Raw genomic sequence first — 22067 nt, 5'->3', positions numbered from 1 at the left:
ATCTCAGCTAATGCCGTCTTGGCCAGCCGCGCCGAAACCCCGATGCGCAATGCTCCCGTCGCCAGCTTCACCAGCGCCCAGCGCTCATTGATCCCCGCCTGCGTCAGCAAGGCCGCGATCAGCTTGGGTAGCTGCGACTTGGATGTCGTGTTGAACAGCTCGATCAAATCCGTCAGCGACGGCAGGTCGCTCTGCGCCCCATGATGCGGCCAGATCAGCGCAATGGTCTCGCCCAGGTCCCCGACATAATCGTAGCTCATGACGAATAGCGTCTCGTCCACCTCGCGCAGCACTGTCTCCTTGAGCAGAGCCGGCTTCACATTGCGAAAGGTCAGCGCCCCGGTCAGCACAGCCAGGGCAAAGCCTCGGTCCGGGTCCGGCACCTCGCGAAAATACTGCGTCAACGCCGTCAACTTCCGCGTCCGCGACGGCGTCAGCGCCAGCAGTTCCAGCAATTGGGCAAAGCGCTTCATTCGCCCGCGCCCTCGCCGCCATCGTCCTCGAACCCCTGGATATTGAGCGGCTCGGCAGTGAGGCCCTGTGTCCGGCACCAGTAGACCAGCGCATCCTCGCGCCCATGCGTCACCCACACGGTTTCCGCCTTGGTCTCGTGAATGGTCTGCTGCAATTCGCCCCAGTCGCAATGGTCCGAAATCACCAGCGGCAATTCCACCAAGGCTTGCCTCGCGCGCTGTTTCACGCTCATCCAGCCCGAGGCCTGGCAGGTCACCGGATCGGGAAAGCGCCGGCTCCACCGGTCGCGGATCGCCGAAGGCGGCGCGATGACGATCTGCCCGGCGAACTGCGCCTTGGGCACATCCAGCGCCGGCCGCAGGTCCCCCAGCGACACGCCCAGTTCCTCGTAAAGCGCGCAGAGCCGCAACATCGCCCCATGCAGATAAATCGGCTGGTCCCACCCGGCGTCCCGCAACAGCGCGATTACGCGCTGCGCCTTGCCCAGCGCATAACAGCCAATGAGATGCGTCCGCTCCGGCTGATCGGCCACCGATTTCAGCAACCGCCCAATTTCGACGCTGGGATGGGGATGCTGGAACACCGGCAGCCCGAACGTCGCCTCCGTCACCAGCAGATCGCATTCCACCAGTTCATAGGGCTGCGCCGTCCGGTCCCTGAGCCGCTTGTAATCCCCTGTGACGACAACCCGCTGCCCAGCCTGCTCCACCAGCACCTGCGCCGAGCCGAGAATGTGCCCGGCCGGATAGAGCGTGATGGTCACATCGTCGATCTGTAGCGGCACGCCGAAATCCAGCGGCTCGAACCTCTCCGCGCAATCCTCGCCATAGCGCGTCTTCATGATGGCGATCGTGTCCGGCGTCGCCAGCACCGCCTTGTGCCCGCTCCGCGCATGGTCCGCATGCCCATGCGTAATGATCGCCCGCTCCCGCGGCACGCTGGGATCGATATAGGCGTCAATGGCGCGGATATGCAGGTTTCGATCAAGGATCTGGGGTGCCATCGGACTCCCTAACGTATGCGGGCCAGCGCTGGTTCACTTATGCCCACCTTCCGCGTCAGCCAATGTCAGCAGCCAGCCGCCCCCCGATCCGTCAGTCGTCACCCCTCGCCCCTTGTGGGAGAGGGACGACATTTCTGCGTTCAGCAGAAATGTCAGGGTGAGGGGTGCTGCGTCATCCCATGCTTGAGTGTGGCGGCCCCGGCTCAAAGCCCCCTCATCCGCCCTTCGGGCACCTTCTCCCACGAGGGGAGAAGGGGAGCCCTACTATCTGTGACCACGTCACATCACCTTGGTGACATCCAGCAGCCCTGGCCGCTTGTCATTGGCCGCGGTGATCGCCGCCTCGCCGCCCAGCACCACGACATGTCCGTGCTTGGCCACCGCATCCACCGCCTCGGCCAGCCGCTTGAAATCGGCCCCCGTGGTGCCGAGAATTTCGTCCCGCCGCTGCTGCCGAATGGCGTCCGTCGTCCCCGTCAGCTGCCGCCACATCGACGAATAGCCCTTGGCATCGGGGAATTCATAGCCGTCCACATCCCCGATCACCCCGATGATCGAGCGCGTCAGATCATTCTCGCCGATCCCGGCATTGAGCGCCTTGCTCGCCCCGTCATAGGCGTCCAGCGTCTTGAGCAGGTTGGGGTCGCGATAGCTAAGGAAGCTGAAATTGCCCGAGGTGAGGTCGAACCGGCTTGACCCGCCATAAGCCCCGCCCTGCACGCGCACCTTGTCCCAGAGATAGGTGGTATTGAGGAATTTCAGCACCACGCTCGATGCCCCGGTCAATTCGAAGCCAAGCGCCTTGAGATTGGCGCCCTTGCCCACATAGTTGACCTGCGCCGGAATGATCAGCCCTTCCGACTTGGGCTGGAAATCCACGCTCCAGTCGGCAAAGGCGAAGTCCTGGTTCGGCAGCCGCCCAAGGAAGCTCTCGATCTCGCTTTGGGCGCGGTTCCACAGCGATCCGTCGGCGGTGACATTGACCACCATGCGCCCGCGATTGAACAGCGTATCGCGGATGCGCCGCAGCGCCGCCTCGACCGAAGCCCAGTCGCTATCGACGCGGCCCACCAGTTCGCGCAGGAATTGCAGATAGCTCACCCCGCCAATCTGCTCGGCGATCCAGCTCGCTTCGGTCAATCCCGATTTCAGCCGCGTATCGACAATGGCATTGCCGCTCGGCACCAGCCGCGCCTCGAAACCAGCCTTTTCCTCCAGCGCCATCTGCTTGAAGCGCTCTCGGTTATCCAACCGCGCGTCGAGCAGCACATCGCCCATGATGGCGAGCATTTCCTCGATCCTGTCTGGCACAGCCTTGCCCGAGAGGAAAAACCACGCCGCACTGCCATCGCTGCCCTGCCGCGACGACAGACCCCGATGCTGGGCAATGCCGCCGGTCGACCGTCCGATGCGCTGCGTCAGCGAAACGAAATCTTCCTTGCTCGTCCCGGTCTGCAGCAGCGCCCTTCCGAACAGCGGCAGATAGGGCAGCAGCTCCTTGTCGAGCACATGCAGGTCGAAGCCGAAGTCGAGGTACAAAATGCCCAGCGTCGGCAGGTCATGATAGAACAGCCTTGCATCTGCCAGCGTGCCGATCTCGATCGGCACCGTGCGGCTTTCGCGCGGCAGGTCGGCCAGGGTCAGCGTCGGAATCTTCGCCAGCAGCGCCGGATCGTCCACTTCCTCCTGCAGCGCCTTGAGCTTTTCAGTCTCGGCCACGGTCGCCGCAAGCGCCCGCTCATCGAGCCCCTTGCGCACATCGGCCAATATCTCGGCCTCCCGCGCCGCTTCGCGCGCGCCCTGCTCGGGGTCGGCGCTCAGCGTCACCGTGGTGCGATGCATGTTGTCGAGGAAGAGACGCCGGATTTCCGCCTCGAAATGGCCCTTGCCCGCCTTCTCCTTGAGCGCGCTCAGCGCATCCTCGAAATGCAGCTGCGCCAGCGGATCGCCGCCATGCAGCCACGTGCCCAGCGCGTTGAACATGTAGGTCATGCCGCGCGGATAGGAGCCGGTATTGTTTTCGCGCAGGCTGAATTCGAACGTATTGGCCGCCGCTTCCAGTTGGTCCGCCGCAAAGCCGGTCTCGGCGATTTCCCCCAACGTCTTGAGGATCAGCGCCTCTACCTTGCCGGCATCGGCAGGATCGATCCCCTTCATGCCGAAGCTCGCCATCGGCTGGCGCAACCCGCTGCCGATGCCTCCCCCGGTCATGCCCTCGCCCAGCCCGCTTTCTGTCAGCGCCTTGCGCAAGGGCGCCGCCGGATTACCCGCCAGCAGGTAGCTCAGCATGCCATGGCTGAGCGATTCCGTGCGGTCGGCCGGCGTATCGATCATCCAGTTGACCGAGACCATGCCGTCACGCGCCTTGCCGGCCTCCCTGGTGCCGGCATAGCTCGCCACGATCTGCCGGGGCGCATTGAACCGCGGCTGCAGCTTGACTTCCGCATCCACCGGTGCCCGCTCGAACTGGCTGAAATAGGCATCCAGAATGCCCAGCCGCTCGCCGGCGTCATCGTCGCCGGAGAAGAAGGCCCGCGTATTGGACGGGTGATAGAAGGTCTGGTGGAAGCGCTTGAACTGCGCATAGGTCAGCTCGGGAATGGCCTTGGGGTCGCCGCCCGAGCTCTTGCCATAGGTCACGTCCGGATAGAGCGAACGCTGTGCGATATCGCGCATTACCGCGTCGGGCGAGGAAAACACGCCCTTCATCTCGTTGAACACCACGCCCTTATAGACCAGCGGGCTCGCAGTATCCTCGAGCTCATAATGCCAGCCTTCCTGGCGGAACGTATCCTCGGTGATCAGCGGAAAGAACACCGCGTCGAGATACACATCCACCAGATTGTAGAAGTCCTTGAGGTTCTGGCTCGCCACCGGATAGGCGGTCTTGTCCGGAAAGGTCATGGCATTGAGGAAGGTGTTCAGGCTCCCCTTGATCAGCTCCACGAAGGGCTTCTTGACCGGATATTTGCGGCTCCCGCACAGCACCGAATGCTCCAGGATATGCGCGATCCCCGTCGAATCCTCCGGCGGCGTCTTGAAGGTGATGCCAAACACCTTGTTCTCGTCGTCATTGACGAGACTGAGCACCTCGGCCCCCGTCTTCTTGTGCCGGAACAGCTGCGCCTGCGAATTGACCTCCGCAATATGCTCGTCGCGGACCAGTTCAAACGCTTCGTGATAGGACATGGGACTACTCGGCAGGTTCTTGTTGTTGGCCACAACGTAGGGACGTGAGGAGCGATCCGCTAGGGGCGTCACGACGGGTTGAGGCACGGAGGGCATGCCGAGCTTCGTGTCAGGCCGAGTCGAAAATGATCGGGCCCGAGAACCGGAGCGGAGCGTACTCCAGTACGTGAGCACCGGAAGCGCAGGACACGGTCATTTTCGACTCGGCATGGCGCGAAGATCGGCGTGCCCTAGACTCCGCCCCGGATCGCCGGCTTCACCTCAGTCTCATACCATTCCCCCAGCCGCCCCATCAGCGCCGGGAACAGGCTCTTCTGCTCGCTGGCCGCAACATTGTCGGCCAGTTGCTCCGGCTTGCTCACCCCGGCAATTATGGTGCTCACCTGCGGATGATCGAGTATCCAGCGCAGCGCGAACTGGCTCATCGGCATGGCTTCCGGCGCCAGCCCGCGCAATTCGCCCACCAGCTCAACCCCGCGTTCGAACGGAATACCCGCAAAGGTTTCGCCCACCGAAAAGGCCTTGCCGTCGGCATTGTAGTTGCGGTGATCGCTGGGGTCGAACCGCGTGGTCTTGTCGTATTTGCCGCTCAGCAGCCCACTCGCCAGCGGCAGCCGCACGATGATGCCGACATCCTTCTCCGCCGCCTTGGGCAGCAACTGCTTGGCCGCGTCCTGGCGGAACAGGTTGAAGATGATCTGCAGCGTGGCGCAGCCGGGCTGCTCCAGGCAGATCAGCCCCTCCTCGATCGTCTCAACGCTGGCGCCCCAGTGCCGCACCATGCCCTCGGCCTTGAATTCGTCCATCCAGCCGAAGATCGCCCCGTCTTCCAATATGGGTCGCGGCACGCAATGCAACTGCGCCAGGTCGAGCGCCGCCACACCCAGCCGCCGCGCCGAACCTTCGAGGCTCGCGCGGACACCCGCCTTGGAATAATTGTCCGGAAACAGCCCGCCACCGCGCCCCAGCTTGGTCGCCACATGCACGCCCGGCCCCTTGCCATGGCTGCCGATCCGGCTCTCGCTCAACCCGCCGCCATAGACATCCGCCGTGTCCCAGAAGGTCACCTCGGCATCGTTGGCCGCATCGAGAATGGCCCCCGCCGTCTCGTCGCCCACTGGCCCGAAATCCCCGCCCAGCTGCCAGCAGCCCAGCCCGATTTCGGAGACCTCATAGCCCGTCTTGCCCAGCCGTCTCGTCTTCATGATGGTCTCCCTGATGGCGTGCCGCGCCCGACCTGGGAACAGGTCGAAACAGTCACGCCCCTTTTAGGCGCGTCGGCCCGCATCGTCACCTCAAGGGTAACGCGCGCTACTCGAAATAGTCCGGATGATCGCTGATAGTCTGGCTCAGCAGCACTTCGGCCCGCGCCAGATGCGCCCGCATCGCCGCCTCGGCCGCTGCGGGATCGCCCCTGCCGACGGCCTTGGCGATGATCTTGTGCTCGTCGATCGCCACCCGCGATGACGACGCGCCCAGCGTCAGGTAGCGCACCCGGTCAAGCTGCATCTTGTGGTCGTCGATCAGCTGCCACGCATATTCCACCCCGGCCAGCCGAGCCAGCGTGCGGTGGAACAGTTCATCCAGCGTATGGAAGCGCCGGCTGTCCTCGGCGGCCGATGCGGCCTCCTGCTCGGCGATCAGCCCCTCAAGCACCGCCGCCGCGTCCTTGGTCGGGTTCGACGCCAGCCGACGGATGATTTCGACCTCGATCGACTCGCGGATAAAGCGGCTCTGCCGCACGCCTTCCGGCGAGATTTTCTTGACCACCGTGGCCCGCTTGGGCCGGATCAACAGCAGCCCCTGCTGCGCCAGGCGGATAAAGGCCTCGCGCACCGGCTGGCGCGACACACCATAGCGGCCGGCAATATCGCTCTCGGAAATCACGTCACCGGGCTTCAGCGCCATGGTCACGATGTCGTCGCGCAGCGCGCCGACAACGCGCATCGCCATGGTTTCCTCACTCGTATTGAGCACGCTGGCTGCCACTTTTGCTGATTCCCCTCCCCGACCATGGGCCGGATACTGCTCGCAACGCGCCCCCCGAATGGCCGACATCCACAGGTTTCTCTTACCTCGCCCCTCCGGGGAGAGGTCGGCGCGACGCGCCGGGTGAGGGGCCTTCCTGCTCCGTCAAGCAGTTAGAGCCTAATCCCCGCCTCAGCCAGCATCTCGTCGACGAAGACCCGCTCCCCGTTCCGCGCGATCGACTGGTTCGCGGCAATGCCGGTCAGGATCGACCATGCGCCCGAAACCTGGTCCGAAGCGCGACCATATTTGTCGGTTTCCATATGCGCGGGATCGAACAGATAGCCCAGCATGATCGGGTCGGCCCCGCCATGGGTGCCCTTGCCTTCCCACACGTCGAGCTTCTGCGGCAATTGGCCGGCCAGATGCAGCTCGGTGGTCACATTGTCCCGTTCTTCCTTGTCGCGATTGCCGCCCGCGAACACGCCATGGACTTCGATATGCTTGTGCGTCAGCTCGCCCTTGGTGCCGTGGAACTTCACCTCCAGCCCCTCCCAGGGGGAATAGGCCACCAGCGTGTAATTCAGCGACGCACCCGAGGCATATTGCGCCTGCACCTGCATCGTGTCCTCGATGGTGATGTCATCGGCAAAGACGCATTTGTCGCGCCAGTAGCCGTCGTCATTCTCGGCATCGAGATAGAGTTCCTTGAGCGGCTCGTCCGCTTCGAGGTCCATGTAGAAATCGCATTTATGAGCGACCGGGCAGGTGTGGCAACGCGGGCCACGGCCTTCCAGCCCCAGCTTGATCGCCATTTCCGGCGTATAGAAATCCCGCTTGCCGATCGCAGTGACGCTCTTGGGCGTCGAGGCGGCCCACCAGTTGAGCAGGTCGAAATGGTGCGTCGACTTGTGCACCAGCAGCCCGCCCGATTTGTCCTTGTAGCGGTGCCAGCGGCGGAAATAGTCGGCGCCATGCACCCGGTCGAGATACCAGCGGAAGTCGATCGCGGTGATCTCCCCGATCACCCCGTTCATCAGGATTTCCTTGAGCTGGGTGCGCGCCGGTGAATAGCGATAGTTGAAGGTCACCGTCACCGATTTGCCGCTCTCGCGCTGCGCATCGAGAATGCGCTTGAGCCTGGCGACGTCGATGGTCATCGGCTTTTCGGTCATGACATTGCGGCCCGCCTTGAGCGAGCGCACGATATATTCGTCATGCAGATAATCCGGCGTCGTGACGATGACCGTGTCGGGGTCCTGCTCGGTGAGCATCCTGTCGAAATCTTCGGCCAGATAGGTGGCAATGCCATTGCCGCCCCTGTTGGGCACCTTGTGGGCGGAGAGCGCCAGCCGGCTCTGGTTCACGTCGCACAAGGCCACCAGTTCGGCGCTGTCGGCATGGGTCTCGGCAACGGCTTCGCGGAACATCTGGTGACGCCCGCCCGTGCCGACGATGGCGAATTTCTTGGTCATATTTGGCTACTGAAGTCTTGCAAACTGGAAGGGCCGAACCGGCCGGTTACATCTTCCATACAAGATTTCCGAGCGTCCCTCTAGGGCAAATCGCCCCAGTGGGGCGATTTGAGCCCGGAAAGCCACGAGGGCTACGCCCGAATGGCCCGGTGTAGTCGAGATCGCCTGGGAGCAGAACACCATCCTGCCGCGACCACCGCGCGGCACCTCCCCCTAGATGGGGGAGGATGGGAGGGGGTGACGGGAGCCCCGACATCGGGGCTAAACTACCCCCACCCTTGATCCCTCCCCACAAGGGGGAGGGTGTCGACTGCTACCGCGCAGAAAAGGCATTTGAGAACGACGCCTACTGGCTGAACGGCACCGAGGCGGTCAGCACTTCGCCCGAATCATTGAACTCGACTTCGAAATCCACGGTGATGCTGTTGTTGTCGATCAGCACGATACGCGAGCCGATGCGCACGTCGCTGCCACCACGGTCCTTCTGGCGTTCCTTGAGGTCGAAGCTGATCCGCCCCTGGCTTTCCTGACCGATGGCGATGCCGGTAAAGCCCGCATTGGAGCTCATCGCTGCTTCGTAGCGCCGCTCGGCGTCGTTATAGGCGATGGTGCCGCTGATCGACAGCGTGGCATCCACCAGCGTGCAGCGGCCAGTATAGTTCACCTTCTGCAGATTGCCCTTGGCAATGGCCAGCCGGCAACGAAACGGTTCCGGCTGGTCGCCGCCCACCAAGGCGCCCTCGCCGCTCCAATTGCCGATATAGGAGGTGAGCAGGTCCAGCTCGGCCTGACCTGCCTGCGCCGCCGCAGCGCCCAGCGGAATGAACTGCATTGCCAGCAGCACGGCTACTATCTTTGACCACATTTTCATCAGGAAGGTCCCCCGCCATTCCGAGACATCAGATTCTGTTTATGTCTGCCAGTCCGAAGATATCGAAACTAGCTAGAATCTGACACATCTGTTGGCGTTGTTACGAATTCGCTAGCAAGCGATGCGATAGAAAAGACGGCGTCGGTTTGCGCAGGCATCCGGCGACATAACGCATGAAAGATGGAAACGGTTCTGGTGAACACTTCTGACGCACCGATCATTGATGCCCGGGACGTAAGCTACAGTCTCGAAATTGCCGGACGCCCCCTCCACATCCTCAAGAAGGTTTCGCTGCGTGTCGCACCGGCCGAAGTCGTGGCCATTGTTGGGCCTTCAGGCAGCGGCAAGACCTCGCTGCTGATGTTGCTGGCGGGTTTGGAACGCGCCACCTCCGGCACTGTCATGGTCAATGGCGCCGAGCTTGGTGGCCTGGGCGAAGACGATCTGGCCCGCTTCCGGCGCAAGACTCTCGGCATCGTCTTCCAGAGCTTTCACCTCATTCCATCCCTTTCGGCGCATGACAATGTCGGGCTGGCACTCGAAATCGCCGCCCCCGAACTGACCATGTCACAAATACGCGAGAAGGCCGCCGCCGCCCTGGTCTCGGTCGGTCTCGGCGACCGGCTCGATCATCGCCCCTCCGCCCTTTCCGGCGGCGAACAGCAGCGCGTCGGCCTGGCGCGGGCTATGGTCGCCAATCCCCCCTTGCTGCTCGCCGATGAGCCAACTGGCAATCTCGACCAGCGCACCGGCGCCCTGGTGGTCGACCTGATGTTCGACCTGGCGCGCCAGCAGGGCACCGCCGTCGTGCTGATCACCCATGATCCGGCCCTTGCCGCCCGCGCTGACCGGGTCCTGACCATGACCGTGGGCGAACTGGTCGAAACCACGGTGGTCCGCTGATGCACCAGATCTGGGCGGCTGTCCGCATTGGCCTGCTGGACATGCGCGGCGATGTGCGCCGCTTCCTGCTGCTGGTTGTCTGCCTGGCCGTCGGCACTGCGCTCATCGCCGGCGTCAACTCGGTCGGCGCCAGCATCACCCGGGCCATCGATGCCGGCGCTGCCGAGCTGATGGGGGGCGATCTTGAACTATCGCGTGCCGATCGCATCGCCACCGCCGACGAACTCGCCGTTATGGCAAGCTTCGGCACCGTGTCCAGCGTCGTCGACACCAATGTCCGGGCCGAGTCTGCTACCGGCGATGCCTTTGTCGATCTCACCGCCGTTGGCCCGACCTATCCCCTGCTGGGCCGCGTCCTGAGCCCGCAATTGCCCGAGGGCGCCTCGCTGTCCGCCCTGCTTGCCCCCGAGGACGATGTTCACGGCGCCCTGGTCGACCCGCTGCTGCTCGATCAGCTTGGCGTCGCCATCGGCGACAGCTTCACCCTGGGCGGCACCATATTCGACGTGCGCGGCACGCTTTCCAAATTGCCCGACGGCCCGGTTCGCGGCTTCCGCCTGGGCCTGACCACCCTCATCACCGCCGAGGGCCTCGTCGCCGTCTCGGACCGCAGCTCGCCTTTGCCGGGCCTGGGCACCTGGTCCCGCTACAAGATTCTGCTCGCGGACGGCGACGCCGATTCCCGCCAGGCAGACCTCGAAGCGGCCTTTGCCGATAGCGGCTGGACTATCCGTACCGCCCGCGACGGACTGGGGCAGATGGTGCGCTATTACGACCTCTTCATGCGCTTCCTCATCATCGTCGGCCTGGGCTCCCTGCTCATCGGCGGCGTCAGCGTCTGGACCGGCATGCAGGCCTACATTGCCGAGCGCGCCGGGGTCATCGCCATCCTGCGTTCCATGGGCGCCGGCCGCTCGCGCATCTTCATCCACTTCTTCGCCCAGGTCGCCACCCTGGCCGCCATCGGCGTCGGCATCGGCCTCATTGTCGGCGGCGGCATCGCCTTTCTGGTCCTGCCCACCATCGGCGGGGCGGTGGGCATTGATCTCGTCCCCGCGCTGCATGTCCAGCCGCTGCTGGTCGCCGCGGGTGCCGGGCTGGTCACCGCCTTCGCCTTTTCTTACCTGCCCTTGCAGCAGGCCCAGGCCATCCGTCCGATGCTGCTGTTCCGCTCCAAGGGGCTGGCGGCTGCGCCCATCGAGTGGCGTGCTCTGCTGCTGTCCTGGCAGGTCCTGCCCATGGCGGCAGCCGGCGTCGCCTTCTTCGTCCTGGCCTGGCTGATGACCGGCGATGTGGCGCTTGTCGCGGCCTTTGGCCTCGCCAGCGCCGCTTCCGCCGTGGTCTTCCGCCTCTTCATCCAGGCCATCCAGCTCGCCCTTGCCCGCCTGTCGGAGCCGCGGTGGCTGATCCTGCGCCACGCCCTGCGCGCCATTTCCGGCTCGGGGCAGAACGCCGCCTCAGTCGTCGTCTCGGCCGGCATGGCCCTGGCCATGCTCATCGTCGTGCTGGTGCTGCAGGCCAATCTGCGCCAGGAATTCCTCGGGGCCTCCGCCTTCGACGTCCCCACCCTGGTTGCCTCCGACCTCTTCTCCGACGAAGTGGAAATGCTGGCCACCATGGCTGGCCCCGGCACCGACATTCCCCGCTTCGTCGCCACGCCCATGCTGCGCGGTGCACTGACCGAAATCGCCGGCACCCCTGCCGCCAGCGTCCGCACCCGCGGCCCCGAAGCCACCTTCCTGCTGGCCGGCGAAGTGCCGCTCACCTTCCGCACCCAGCTGCCCGCCTCCTCCCGCGTCACTGCCGGTGAATGGTGGCCCGCCGATTACACCGGCCCGGGCCTGGTCTCGCTGCACCAGAGCCTGCGCTCCGGCCTCGGGGTGAACCTGGGCGATACCCTCACCTTCACCATTTTCGGCGAACCGGTGACCGTCGAGATCGCCAGCTTCCGCGATTATTCCTGGCAGGGCGGCATCGACTTCCTCGCCACCTTCTCTCCCGGTGTCATCGACGAATTCCCCACCACCCTGTTCGCTGCCGCCACGGCTGCCCCAGGGCGGGAGGAGACGGTCGAACGCCTCTTCGCATCCGAGCTCCCCGACGTGCGCTTCATCGCCATCGGCGACACGCTCAAGCAGATCACCGATGCACTGAGCCAGCTCTCCTTCGCCGCGACCCTCGTCGGGGGCCTGGCCGTCGGCAATGGCCTACTGGTGCTTATCGGCAGCCTCTCCACCGGTCGGCGCCAGCGCGAAGCCGATACCGTCATCACCAAGGTGCTGGGCGCCACGCGGATCGAACTGATGGCCGCCGCTTTCATCCAGTACCTGATCCTTGCCGCCCTCGCCGCGCTTCCGGCGCTGCTGCTCGGAACGGGCCTCGGCTGGCTGGTCACCCTGATCATGCTCAATGTCGATTTCACCCTCAAACTCGACGCCCTCGGGGTTGTACTGGCAGCCGCCATCGCCATCACCGCCCTGCTCGGCGCCCTCACCATCCTCCGCGCCGCCTCAGCCAGGCCGGCCCGGCTCTTGCGGGATCTGTAGGGTGTCGCAACGCGCCCGGCCGGACCAAAGCGTAAGACCTATCGGCCGCCTCCTGCGGGGGCGTGCAGGAGATCGCGCCTAAGCGCTCTGCTCGGTAATGAACGCATCGAACGCCGCGAACACCTGGCCACGGATATTGTCCGTTTCCATGAACAGCTCGTGGCGGGCACCGGCCAGCACCACATGCCGCCCGGTGCGCATGCGCAGCCCCAATTGCTCGGTCGCGGCGGTGGACACCACTTCGTCCCGCGCCGCCGCCAGCATCAGCAGCGGGATTTTGATCCGCGCCGGGAAACTGTCCTGCGCCGCCTCGGCCATGGCACCGAAGGCCGCAGCCGCCCAGCGCACCGTCGGCGTGCCGACCTCGAGTTCGGGCCGCGCCCGCACCACGTCGATCGCGCGCATGTAGCGGATCATGTCGCCGGTCAGCGGATTGCCCGGAAATGTCGCCTCCGACATCGGCTTGTCCTGCTTGCGGCCGACCGGCATCCGGCCCAGCCCCAGAAAGCTCAGCGTCTCGGTGGCCCTGGCCATGCCCACCATGCCGAGCGGCTGCCGGTCCAGCGCCACCATGGGCGCGGAGAGGAAGATGCGGTCGAACATCAGCCGGTCATTGATGCCGGCAAACAACGACACCAGCCCGCCCATGGAATGGCCGACCAGATAATAGGGCGGCGGGCAATCGGGCAGCAGGATCTCGCCATGGAAGCTCTTGAGGTCGCACCAATAATCCTCGAACCGGTCGACATAGCCGAGCTTGCCATTGCCGATCAGCCGCTCCGACCCACCCTGCCCGCGCCAGTCGAAGGTCGCCACCGCAAAGCCGCGCGCACGAAAATCGGCGATGGTTTCGAAATATTTCTCGATGAACTCGGTCCGCCCCTGCACAAGGCATATCGTCCCGCGATGCGCCCCCTCGCCCTTGGGCCAGGTCGCATAACGCAGCCGCACATTGTCGCTCGTCCTGAAATACCCCACCCGCGCGCCCTCCGGGACCGGATTGGACGGAAGATTGACCAGGCTCGGTCCATTGGGGTCGACGATGGCGTTCATGGCGAGCGGACCTTTTTGTGAGGTAGGCACGATTTTCTGTATCGAGATTCGCGGGCCCGCCGAGTCGAAAATGGTTGGCTCTGCGAACCGGAGCGCAGCGTACATGAGTACGTGAGCACCGGAAGCGCAAAGAGACGGCCATTTGCAGACCGGCGGACCGCGAAGATCGATGCAGAAAAAGGAGAGCCGGCAACTCTTGCGAGTTACCGGCTTCCTTTTGGGCGGCCCATGCGGGGGGCGGGTGATGGGCCGCTTTGGGGTTGTGAAGAGGTCTCCCTCAGCACGTGCCCCGTTCTAGCGCCCCGCTGATGAACTCGACCGGACTCGGTCGTTCATATTCGGTTCATTGTGTATTCAGGCTTGCGGCCGGTTGAAGGCAAAGGCGCCCCTGGGGCGGAACATCCTCGCGGGATATCCCCCCTCTTGAACCGCCAAAATCGCCTCCCATATTGAACGCGTTCGCCGGATTATCCGGGAACCCCGGCCTGCTAATCGGACCGCTCGCCTATCGTTGGGAGCCAGGATGCAGATCACCGGGACATCCACGTTGCTTTACGGAGAATGTGACCATGCAGACCATCGACTTTTCCCCCTTCTATCGCTCGACCATCGGATTTGACCGCGTTTTCAACCGCTTGGACAATCTGGTCGGGCAGGAAGCCAAGACCTACCCTCCCTATAATATCGAGCGCACCGGCGAAGACGCCTATCGCATCTCGATCGCCGTAGCCGGCTTCTCCAATGGTGACATCGCCATCGAGACCAAGGAAAACAGCCTGGTCGTCAAAGGCGCCAAGCCGGTCGAGACCGAAGACAAGTCCCGCGAATTCCTCCATCGCGGCATCGCCGAGCGCGCCTTCGAGCTGCGCTTCCAGCTAGCCGACTACGTCGAGGTCCAAGGCGCTTCGCTCGAGAACGGCCTGCTTCATCTGGAACTGAAGCGCGAACTGCCCGAGAGCAAGAAGCCGCGCTCCATCCAGATCAATGGCAGCACCACGACGATCGAGGACAAGTCGGTCAACTAACCGACCAGCTCGAATAGGACTTGGTGTGCGAAGGGCGCTTTCCCGCTGGAAAGCGCCCATTTTTGTGTGGTTTAGAGCCAGAAGTCCTGCGCATTCCTATGCCGAAGTTGGCAATTTCCTATTTTTCCTCACCCAACCGGGGCAAAGGCGCTTGCCCATAGTTTGGAATTATGCAAATGTGCAGAGGTTAGGGCAGCACGACTGTCCTATCTGACGCGTCGCCCCGCTCTCCGCGGCCAGCGCGCACGCTGGTCCGGCTGGCCCGCTTTGCATGAGCGGAAACGGATAGGCGGGGTTGAGACGGTCGGAAGTATTTCGCTTCGGGCCGAGCCGAATGGCAGGGTTTGCGAGAACCGGAGCGGAGCGTACATTAAGTACGTGAGCACCGGAAGCGGAGCAGACCCTGGCTTGCAGGCCGGCATCAAGCGAAAGACGACGACCGGCCCGAATTTGAGTGGCCATTTGGATGCAGCGCCACTCCCCAAGCATGGATGAGTTTGCTCTTTCGAGCCGTACCGTAGTACGACCCGCCTGAGCAACTTGCCCACCAGAGGACGAGGACGCATCCAGCCCGCCGGAACACCGGCACCATCAGGATGCACACGACATAGCGACATAGCCCGGCAGCGGGCGCGACCAACGAACGAGGAAAACGATATGGCACACGCGCGGAACGGATCCCAAACTCCCGTCACGACGAGCACTGCCACCGTCAAAACCTTGATCGAGAACGGCCGCCGCGTCGTGCCCACCGGTCGCCCCGAGGCCCAGGGTCTCTACGATCCGGCCAACGAGCATGATGCCTGCGGCATCGGCATGATCGCCAACATCAAGAACAAGCCCAGCCACGAAGTGGTCGAGAAGGGTCTCGAAATCCTCGAGAACCTCGAACACCGCGGTGCCGTGGGCGCCGATCCGCTGATGGGCGACGGCGCCGGCATCTTGGTGCAGACCCCGCACGCCTTCTTCAGCAAGGTCCTGCCCTTCGCTCTGCCTGAAAAGCACCACTACGCCGTGGCGATGCTGTTCTATCCCAACACCGAGGGCCTGCGCGACCGCGTGGCCGAGGTCGTCCATGGCTGCCTCGCCCGGGAGGGACTGCAGCTGCTGGGCGAGCGCGTCGTGCCGACCAACAACAGCAAGCTGAGCCGCGGCGTCATCGTCACCCAGCCGGTCATTGAGCAGATGGTCATCGCCCGCCCCGAGGGGCTGAGTCTCGACGAGTTCGAGCGCAAGCTGCTGATCGTGCGCAAGGTCATCTCCAACACCGTCTATGCTTCAGTGCCCGAAAGCGACAGCGACAACGGCTTCTACGTCGTCTCCATGTCGGCGCGGACCATTGTCTACAAGGGCATGTTCCTGGCCTACCAACTCGGCGCCTTCTATACCGATCTGCACGACGAAGACTTCGAAAGCGCCATTGCGCTGGTGCATCAGCGCTTCTCGACCAACACCTTCCCGTCCTGGAAGCTGGCCCACCCTTACCGCATGACCACCCACAACGGTGAGATCAACACCATCCGTGGCAACGTCAACTGGATGGCGGCCCGTCAGGCCTCGGTGTCCTCGCCCAAGTTCGGCGACGACATCACCAAGATCTGGCCGATTTCCTATGAGGGCCAGTCCGACACGGCATGCTTCGACAACGCGCTCGAATTCCTCGTGCGCGGCGGTTACTCGCTGCCGCACGCAGCCATGATGCTGATCCCCGAAGCCTGGGCCGGCAACCCGCTGATGGATGAGACGCGCCGCAGCTTCTATGAATATCACGCCGCCCTGATGGAGCCGTGGGACGGCCCCGCCGCCATGTCGCTCAGCGACGGCCGCTATGTCGTCGCCACGCTCGACCGCAACGGCCTGCGCCCCGCCCGTTACCTGGTGACGCGCGAGGGCCATGTCGTTCTCGCCTCAGAATCCGGCGTGCTGGATATCCCCGACGAGGACATTGTCGAACGCTGGCGCCTGCAGCCGGGCCGCATGCTGTTGATCGACCTCGAAGAAGGCCGCATCATCTCCGACGACGAGATCAAGCGCACGCTCGCCACCAAGCACCCCTATGCCGAATGGCTGGCGCGCAGCCAGATCGTGCTCGAAGACCTGCCAACCACTGTGCCCAAGGCCCCGGTGACATCAGAGTCGCTGCTCGATCGCATGCAGGCCTTTGGCTATACCCAGGAAGACATCAAGCTGCTGATGGCCCCCATGGCCACCACCGGCCAGGAAGCCGTTGGCTCCATGGGTACCGATACGCCGATCTCGGCGCTGAGCCAGAAGAGCAAGCTGCTTTATACCTATTTCAAGCAGAACTTCGCCCAGGTCACCAACCCGCCCATCGACCCGATCCGCGAGGAATCGGTGATGTCGCTCGTCTCCTTCATCGGGCCGCGCCCCAACATTTTCGACCTCGAAGGCGTCTCCAAGGAGAAGCGTCTCGAAGTCCGTCAGCCCATTCTCACCAACGAGGATCTCGAAAAGATCCGCGCCATCGGTGACATGGAAGACAACCAGTTCAAGACCAAGACCATCGACATTACCTACCCCGCCGATATGGGCGCGGTGGGCATGGAAGCGGCCATCAACGCCATCTGCGAAAAGGCCGAGGCCGCCATTGCCGGCGAGTACAATATCATCGTGCTCTCCGATCGGCTCGTGGCCTCCGACCGCATCGCCATTCCAGCGCTGCTGGCGACGGCCGCCGTGCACCACCACCTGATCCGCAAGGGCCTGCGCACCTCGTCGGGCCTCGTGATCGAAACCGGCGAAGCCCGCGAAATGCACCATTTCGCCATGCTGGCCGGCTATGGCGCCGAAGCCATCAACCCCTATCTCGCCTTCGAAACGCTCTCGGCTTTGCATGCCGAAGGCGAGTTCCCCGCCGAGGTCGACGCGCACGAAGTGGTCTATCGCTACATCAAGTCCGTCGGTAAGGGCCTGCTCAAGGTCATGTCCAAGATGGGCATCTCGACCTACCAGTCCTATTGCGGCGCCCAGATCTTCGACGCCGTCGGTCTGCATTCCGATTTCGTCAAGCGCTTCTTCTTCGGCACCGCGACCTCCATTGAGGGCGTGGGCCTTGCCGAAGTAGCCGAGGAAACCGTACGCCGTCACCGCGACGCCTTTGGCGACGACGTGGTGCTGCGCAAGGCGCTCGATGTGGGCGGCGAATACATGTACCGCATCCGCGGCGAAAAGCATGCCTGGAGCCCCGATGTCGTGGCCGATCTCCAGCACGCCGTGCGCACCAAGGATGAATCGCCCGAAACCGCGCAGGACCGCTATGACAGCTTTGCCGCCCGCGTGAACTCGGGCGAAAACGGCTATCTGGCCATCCGCAACCTGTTCGACATCAAGCCGCTCGGCGCCGCCGTGCCGCTCGATGAGGTCGAGCCGGCTGTCGACATCGTCAAGCGCTTCGTCACCGGCGCCATGAGCTTCGGCTCGATTTCGCGCGAAGCCCATACCACCCTGGCCCAGGCGATGAACCGCATTGGCGGCAAGTCCAACACCGGCGAAGGCGGCGAGGAGCCCGATCGCTACAAGCCCCTGCCCGATGGCTCAAGCAACCCGATGCGCAGCGCCATCAAGCAGGTCGCGTCCGGCCGCTTTGGCGTCACCACCGAATATCTGGTCAATGCCGACCAGCTCCAGATCAAGGTCGCGCAGGGCGCCAAGCCCGGCGAAGGCGGGCAATTGCCTGGTCACAAGGTCGACTGGATCGTCGCCAAGACCCGTCACTCCACGCCCGGCGTTGGCCTCATCAGCCCGCCGCCGCACCACGACATCTATTCCATCGAAGATCTCGCCCAGCTCATTTACGATCTCAAGAACGTCAATGAAGAGGCCGATATCTCGGTCAAGCTGGTGTCCGAAGTCGGCGTCGGCACGGTTGCGGCCGGCGTCGCCAAGGCGCGCGCCGATCACATCACCGTCTCCGGCTATGATGGCGGCACCGGTGCGTCTCCGCTGACCTCGCTCAAGCATGCCGGCGGCCCATGGGAAATCGGCCTTGCCGAAACCCACCAGACGCTGGTGCTGAACCGCCTGCGCAGCCGCGTCGTCCTCCAGGTCGATGGCGGCCTCAAGACCGGTCGTGACGTGCTGATCGGCGCCTTGCTTGGCGCCGATGAGTTCGGCTTCTCCACCGCTCCCTTGATCGCTGCCGGCTGCATCATGATGCGCAAGTGCCATCTCAACACCTGCCCGGTTGGCGTCGCCACCCAGGACCCGGTTTTGCGCAAGCGCTTCAAGGGCACGCCCGAGCATGTCATCAACTACTTCTTCTTCATCGCCGAAGAGCTGCGTGGCCTGATGGCCGCCATGGGTGCCCGCACCCTGCGCGAGCTCACTGGCCGCTCGGACCTGCTCGATCAGCGCAAGATGCTCGATCACTGGAAGAGCGAAGGCGTCGATTTCACCAAGCTCTTCTACAAGCCCGAACCGCTCGGCGGCGACACGCTCTACCACTCCGAGACGCAGGACCATCACCTGGAGGCCGTGCTCGATCGCAAGCTGATCGAACTGGCCGAACCCGCGCTGGCGCGTGGCGAAGCCGTGCAGATCGAACTGCCCATCCGCAGCCGCGACCGCTCAGCCGGCGCCATGCTGTCGGGCGCCGTCGCCCGCAAGTATGGCCATGAAGGCCTGCCGGACGACACCATTTCGATCAAGCTGACCGGCACAGCCGGCCAGGCCTTCGGTGCCTTCCTCGCCCGCGGCATCTCCATCGACATGGTAGGCGACGCCAATGACTATGTCGGCAAGGGTCTCTCCGGCGGCCGCATCGTCGTGCGCCCGTCCGACAAGGTGACCTTCAAGCCGGAAAACGCGATCATCGTCGGCAACACCGTGCTCTACGGCGCCATCGCGGGCGAATGCTACTTCCGCGGCGTCGCTGGCGAACGCTTCGCCGTGCGCAATTCCGGCGCCATCGCGGTCGTCGAAGGCACCGGCGATCATGGCTGCGAATACATGACCGGCGGCGTCGTCGTTGTCATCGGCCAGACCGGCCGCAACTTCGCCGCCGGCATGAGTGGCGGCGTGGCCTACGTGCTCGACGAAGACGAAACCTTCCGCGAGCGCTGCAACCTGGCCATGGTCGAACTCGAGCCCGTGCCCGAGGAAGAAGCCCTGATGCAACAGATCCACCACCATGGTGGGGATCTCGAATGGCATGGCCGCGTCGACATTTCCGGCGACATGACCCGCCACGACGACGAGCGCCTGCATCAGCTCATCAGTAACCACCTGCACTATACCGGCTCGACCCGCGCCAAGTTCATCCTGGACAACTGGGTCGAGATGCGGCCGAAATTCGTCAAGGTCATGCCGGTCGAATACCGCCGCGCCATCCGCGAGATGGAAAAGAAGCGGGCCAGCGGCAGCCTCGGCGTGGCGGCGGAATAAGGAGAAAGCAAAATGGGTAAGGTAACAGGCTTTCTCGAGATCGAGCGCGAAGAGCCCCGGTACGAACCGGCCTCCGATCGCATCCGCCATTTCGGCGAATTCACCATTCCTATGAGTGAAGGCCGCATCGTCGATCAGGCGGCGCGCTGCATGGATTGCGGCGTTCCCTTCTGCCATGGCGATACCGGCTGCCCGGTCAACAACCAGATTCCGGATTGGAATGACCTCGTCTACAAGGGCGATTGGCAGGAGGCGGCGCGCAACCTGCACTCCACCAACAACTTCCCCGAATTCACCGGCCGCATCTGCCCCGCACCCTGCGAGGAAGCCTGCACGCTGAATCTGGAAGACGTGCCCGTCGCCATCAAGACGGTGGAACAGGCCATCGCCGACCGCGCCATCAAGAATGGCTGGATCAAGCCACAGGTCCCCGCAACCAAGACCGGCAAGTCCGTCGCCATTGTCGGCTCGGGCCCGGCAGGTCTGGCCGCTGCCCAGCAGCTCGCCCGGGCCGGCCACGACGTTCACCTCTATGAGCGCGAGCCCAAGGCCGGCGGCCTGATGCGCTACGGCATTCCCGACTTCAAGATGGAAAAGCAGCACATCGACTTCCGCGTCGAGCAGATGGAAGCCGAAGGCGTCACCTTCCACTATGGTGAGAATATCGGCGTCTCCCGGCCGCTCTCGGACCTGCAGGCCCGGCACGACGCCGTGCTGCTGGCCGGCGGTTCGGAAAAGCCGCGTGATGTCGATGCCGAAGGCACCGGCTTCAATGGCGTCCATTATGCCATGCCGTTCCTCGTGCAGCAGAACCGCCGCCTCGGCGACGAGGACGTTTCCGGCGAAGTCCAGCTCACCGCCGCCGGCAAGCATGTCGTAGTGGTTGGCGGCGGCGATACCGCATCTGACTGCGTCGGCACCAGCTTCCGTCAGGGCGCCATTGCCGTGACCCAGCTTGACGTGCGCCCCATGCCGCCCGAGCTCGAAAACAAGCTGACCAACTGGCCCAACTGGGCGGTCAAGATGCGCACCTCCTCATCGCAGGCCGAAGGCGCCATCCGCGAATTCGCCGCCGGCACCATGAAGATCGTCGGCAATGCCAAGGGTCAGGTCACCGGCGTCGAATGCGCCCGTGTTGACCGCAAGCGCCAGCCCATCCCCGGCACCGAATTCATCATCAAGGCCGACCTGGTTCTTTTGGCCATCGGCTTCGCCTCGCCGATCCACGAAGGCATGCTGACCGAACTGGGCGCCCAGCTCGACAAGCGCGGCAATCTCTTTGCCGACACGCTGAGCTACAAGACCACCGTCCCCAAGGTCTACGCCGCCGGCGACATGCGCCGCGGCCAGTCCCTCGTCGTCTGGGCCATCCGCGAAGGCCGCCAGGCCGCAAGGTCGATCGACTATGACCTGATGGGCAAGACGGATCTGCCAAGGTAGGCAGGAATACCCCCACCTAACCTCCCCCTGAAAGGGGGAGGGACCGCTCAGTGTATTGGGGCAAGATCTCGCGACAAACTCGATCTGTCCCTCCCCTTATCAGGGGGAGGCTAGGTGGGGGTATCCTCTCTTCGACCAAAAGTCGGAGCCTCCCCATGCCCAGCACGTCATTGGCGCGGAAACTGCGCTTAGAGCAGACGCCCGCCGAGCGGCGGTTCTGGACGATCATTGAGTCATACCGAACCGATGGCTGGCACTTCCGCCGGCAAGCGCCCATCGGCCCTTACATCGTGGACTTTGCCTGCAAGCAGGCCCGTTTGGTGTTCGCGATCGATGGCGACAGTCACTATTCGGATGCGGGTATTGCAGTGGACACAGGTCGCGCTGCGTATCTGAAAGGCCGCGGCTACCAAGTGATTCGGTTCACCAATCTCGATGTCATGACCAATCCAGAGGGAGTCTGGTACGAGGTCGGTGTCGCTCTGAAGAGTACCCATTCGTGACGGTCCGCTACCGTCCCGACACACACTCTGCTAACAGTTCCGCCCGATCTGTGACTGCACGCCATGTGACCCGGAACGCCATGACCACCAAGCCCTATACCGTCGACGAACTGATCTCCGCCAAGTCCATCGCCGCCCGCGTCGAGGCCCTGGCCAAGGAGATATCCACCCACTTCGCCGATACCGATAAGCTGGTCGTCGTCGGTCTCCTGCG

The 22067-nt window shown here is 63.8% G+C and carries 13 protein-coding genes and 1 pseudogene; 6 read left to right on the top strand and 8 right to left on the bottom strand.

Going from position 1 to position 22067, the window contains the following annotated elements:
• From V6M52_RS10685 to V6M52_RS10655, 7 genes and pseudogenes are all read right to left on the bottom strand, one after another.
• Positions 1–473: pseudogene (locus V6M52_RS10685) on the bottom strand (cisplatin damage response ATP-dependent DNA ligase); the annotation flags it as partial.
• On the bottom strand, positions 470–1477 hold the full coding sequence (locus V6M52_RS10680) for a ligase-associated DNA damage response exonuclease (RefSeq protein ID WP_332688115.1): 1008 nt from the start codon (positions 1475–1477) through the stop codon (positions 470–472). The pseudogene V6M52_RS10685 and the gene V6M52_RS10680, both read right to left, overlap by 4 nt.
• Positions 1478–1756: 279 nt before the next feature.
• Complete coding sequence (locus V6M52_RS10675) at positions 1757–4666, bottom strand: insulinase family protein (protein ID WP_332701016.1); 2910 nt, start codon at positions 4664–4666, stop codon at positions 1757–1759.
• A gap of 230 nt (positions 4667–4896) precedes the next feature.
• On the bottom strand, positions 4897–5871 hold the full coding sequence (locus V6M52_RS10670) for an aldo/keto reductase (RefSeq protein WP_332701015.1): 975 nt from the start codon (positions 5869–5871) through the stop codon (positions 4897–4899).
• A 106-nt stretch (positions 5872–5977) separates the two neighbouring features.
• Complete coding sequence (locus tag V6M52_RS10665) at positions 5978–6655, bottom strand: GntR family transcriptional regulator (RefSeq protein ID WP_332685828.1); 678 nt, start codon at positions 6653–6655, stop codon at positions 5978–5980.
• A 152-nt stretch (positions 6656–6807) separates the two neighbouring features.
• Positions 6808–8109 (bottom strand): Gfo/Idh/MocA family oxidoreductase, encoded by a 1302-nt coding sequence (locus tag V6M52_RS10660; RefSeq protein WP_332701014.1) that lies wholly within the window; start codon positions 8107–8109, stop codon positions 6808–6810.
• 346 nt (positions 8110–8455) lie between these two features.
• Positions 8456–8980, bottom strand: coding sequence for a heme-binding beta-barrel domain-containing protein (locus tag V6M52_RS10655; protein WP_332685826.1), 525 nt, complete (start codon positions 8978–8980; stop codon positions 8456–8458).
• Positions 8981–9160: 180 nt separating this feature from the next.
• On the opposite strand from V6M52_RS10655, the gene V6M52_RS10650 reads away from it, so the two are divergent.
• Together V6M52_RS10650 and V6M52_RS10645 are read left to right on the top strand one after the other, a co-directional pair.
• The gene (locus V6M52_RS10650) at positions 9161–9883 is read left to right on the top strand and encodes an ABC transporter ATP-binding protein (protein WP_442881847.1); all 723 of its coding nucleotides are present in this window, start codon (positions 9161–9163) and stop codon (positions 9881–9883) included.
• Positions 9883–12429 carry an ABC transporter permease gene (locus tag V6M52_RS10645; protein WP_332685824.1) on the top strand — a complete coding sequence of 849 codons (2547 nt, stop codon included), beginning with the start codon at positions 9883–9885 and terminating at the stop codon, positions 12427–12429. Before V6M52_RS10650 ends, V6M52_RS10645 begins: the two co-directional genes overlap by 1 nt.
• 78 nt (positions 12430–12507) lie before the next feature.
• On the opposite strand, the gene V6M52_RS10640 is transcribed toward V6M52_RS10645, so the two are convergent.
• Positions 12508–13482: an alpha/beta hydrolase gene (locus V6M52_RS10640; protein WP_332685823.1), complete on the bottom strand. Its 975-nt coding sequence runs from the start codon at positions 13480–13482 to the stop codon at positions 12508–12510.
• A 569-nt stretch (positions 13483–14051) separates the two neighbouring features.
• Here V6M52_RS10640 and V6M52_RS10635 point away from each other — a divergent pair.
• The 4 genes from V6M52_RS10635 to V6M52_RS10620 all read left to right on the top strand — a co-directional run bounded on the left by V6M52_RS10635 (position 14052) and on the right by V6M52_RS10620 (position 21853).
• Positions 14052–14507 (top strand): Hsp20 family protein, encoded by a 456-nt coding sequence (locus tag V6M52_RS10635; RefSeq protein WP_332701012.1) that lies wholly within the window; start codon positions 14052–14054, stop codon positions 14505–14507.
• Positions 14508–15164: 657 nt separating this feature from the next.
• Entirely contained in the window at positions 15165–19910 is a 4746-nt protein-coding gene (gltB, locus tag V6M52_RS10630) for a glutamate synthase large subunit (protein WP_332701011.1), read from the top strand.
• A gap of 12 nt (positions 19911–19922) precedes the next feature.
• Complete coding sequence (locus tag V6M52_RS10625) at positions 19923–21350, top strand: glutamate synthase subunit beta (RefSeq protein ID WP_332701010.1); 1428 nt, start codon at positions 19923–19925, stop codon at positions 21348–21350.
• Positions 21351–21505: 155 nt separating this feature from the next.
• The gene (locus V6M52_RS10620) at positions 21506–21853 is read left to right on the top strand and encodes an endonuclease domain-containing protein (RefSeq protein ID WP_332701009.1); all 348 of its coding nucleotides are present in this window, start codon (positions 21506–21508) and stop codon (positions 21851–21853) included.
• Positions 21854–22067 lie beyond the last annotated feature (214 nt).

The organism is Devosia sp., assembly GCF_036676215.1.
In the GTDB taxonomy this organism is placed as follows: domain Bacteria; phylum Pseudomonadota; class Alphaproteobacteria; order Rhizobiales; family Devosiaceae; genus Devosia.
Note: the sequence above shows the minus strand (reverse complement) of the source record. Positions and strands in the feature narration are given on the sequence as shown.

What these genes read in the sequence shown, in the direction of transcription:
- V6M52_RS10625 (WP_332701010.1), top strand. Translation starts at nt 19,923, where the DNA reads ATGGGTAAGGTAACAGGCTTTCTCGAGATCGAGCGCGAAGAGCCCCGG.
- V6M52_RS10680 (WP_332688115.1), bottom strand. Translation starts at nt 1,477, where the DNA reads ATGGCACCCCAGATCCTTGATCGAAACCTGCATATCCGCGCCATTGAC.
- V6M52_RS10675 (WP_332701016.1), bottom strand. Translation starts at nt 4,666, where the DNA reads ATGTCCTATCACGAAGCGTTTGAACTGGTCCGCGACGAGCATATTGCG.
- V6M52_RS10660 (WP_332701014.1), bottom strand. Translation starts at nt 8,109, where the DNA reads ATGACCAAGAAATTCGCCATCGTCGGCACGGGCGGGCGTCACCAGATG.
- V6M52_RS10635 (WP_332701012.1), top strand. Translation starts at nt 14,052, where the DNA reads ATGCAGACCATCGACTTTTCCCCCTTCTATCGCTCGACCATCGGATTT.
- V6M52_RS10670 (WP_332701015.1), bottom strand. Translation starts at nt 5,871, where the DNA reads ATGAAGACGAGACGGCTGGGCAAGACGGGCTATGAGGTCTCCGAAATC.
- gltB (WP_332701011.1), top strand. Translation starts at nt 15,165, where the DNA reads ATGGCACACGCGCGGAACGGATCCCAAACTCCCGTCACGACGAGCACT.
- V6M52_RS10640 (WP_332685823.1), bottom strand. Translation starts at nt 13,482, where the DNA reads ATGAACGCCATCGTCGACCCCAATGGACCGAGCCTGGTCAATCTTCCG.
- V6M52_RS10650 (WP_442881847.1), top strand. Translation starts at nt 9,161, where the DNA reads ATGGAAACGGTTCTGGTGAACACTTCTGACGCACCGATCATTGATGCC.
- V6M52_RS10620 (WP_332701009.1), top strand. Translation starts at nt 21,506, where the DNA reads ATGCCCAGCACGTCATTGGCGCGGAAACTGCGCTTAGAGCAGACGCCC.
- V6M52_RS10655 (WP_332685826.1), bottom strand. Translation starts at nt 8,980, where the DNA reads ATGAAAATGTGGTCAAAGATAGTAGCCGTGCTGCTGGCAATGCAGTTC.
- V6M52_RS10645 (WP_332685824.1), top strand. Translation starts at nt 9,883, where the DNA reads ATGCACCAGATCTGGGCGGCTGTCCGCATTGGCCTGCTGGACATGCGC.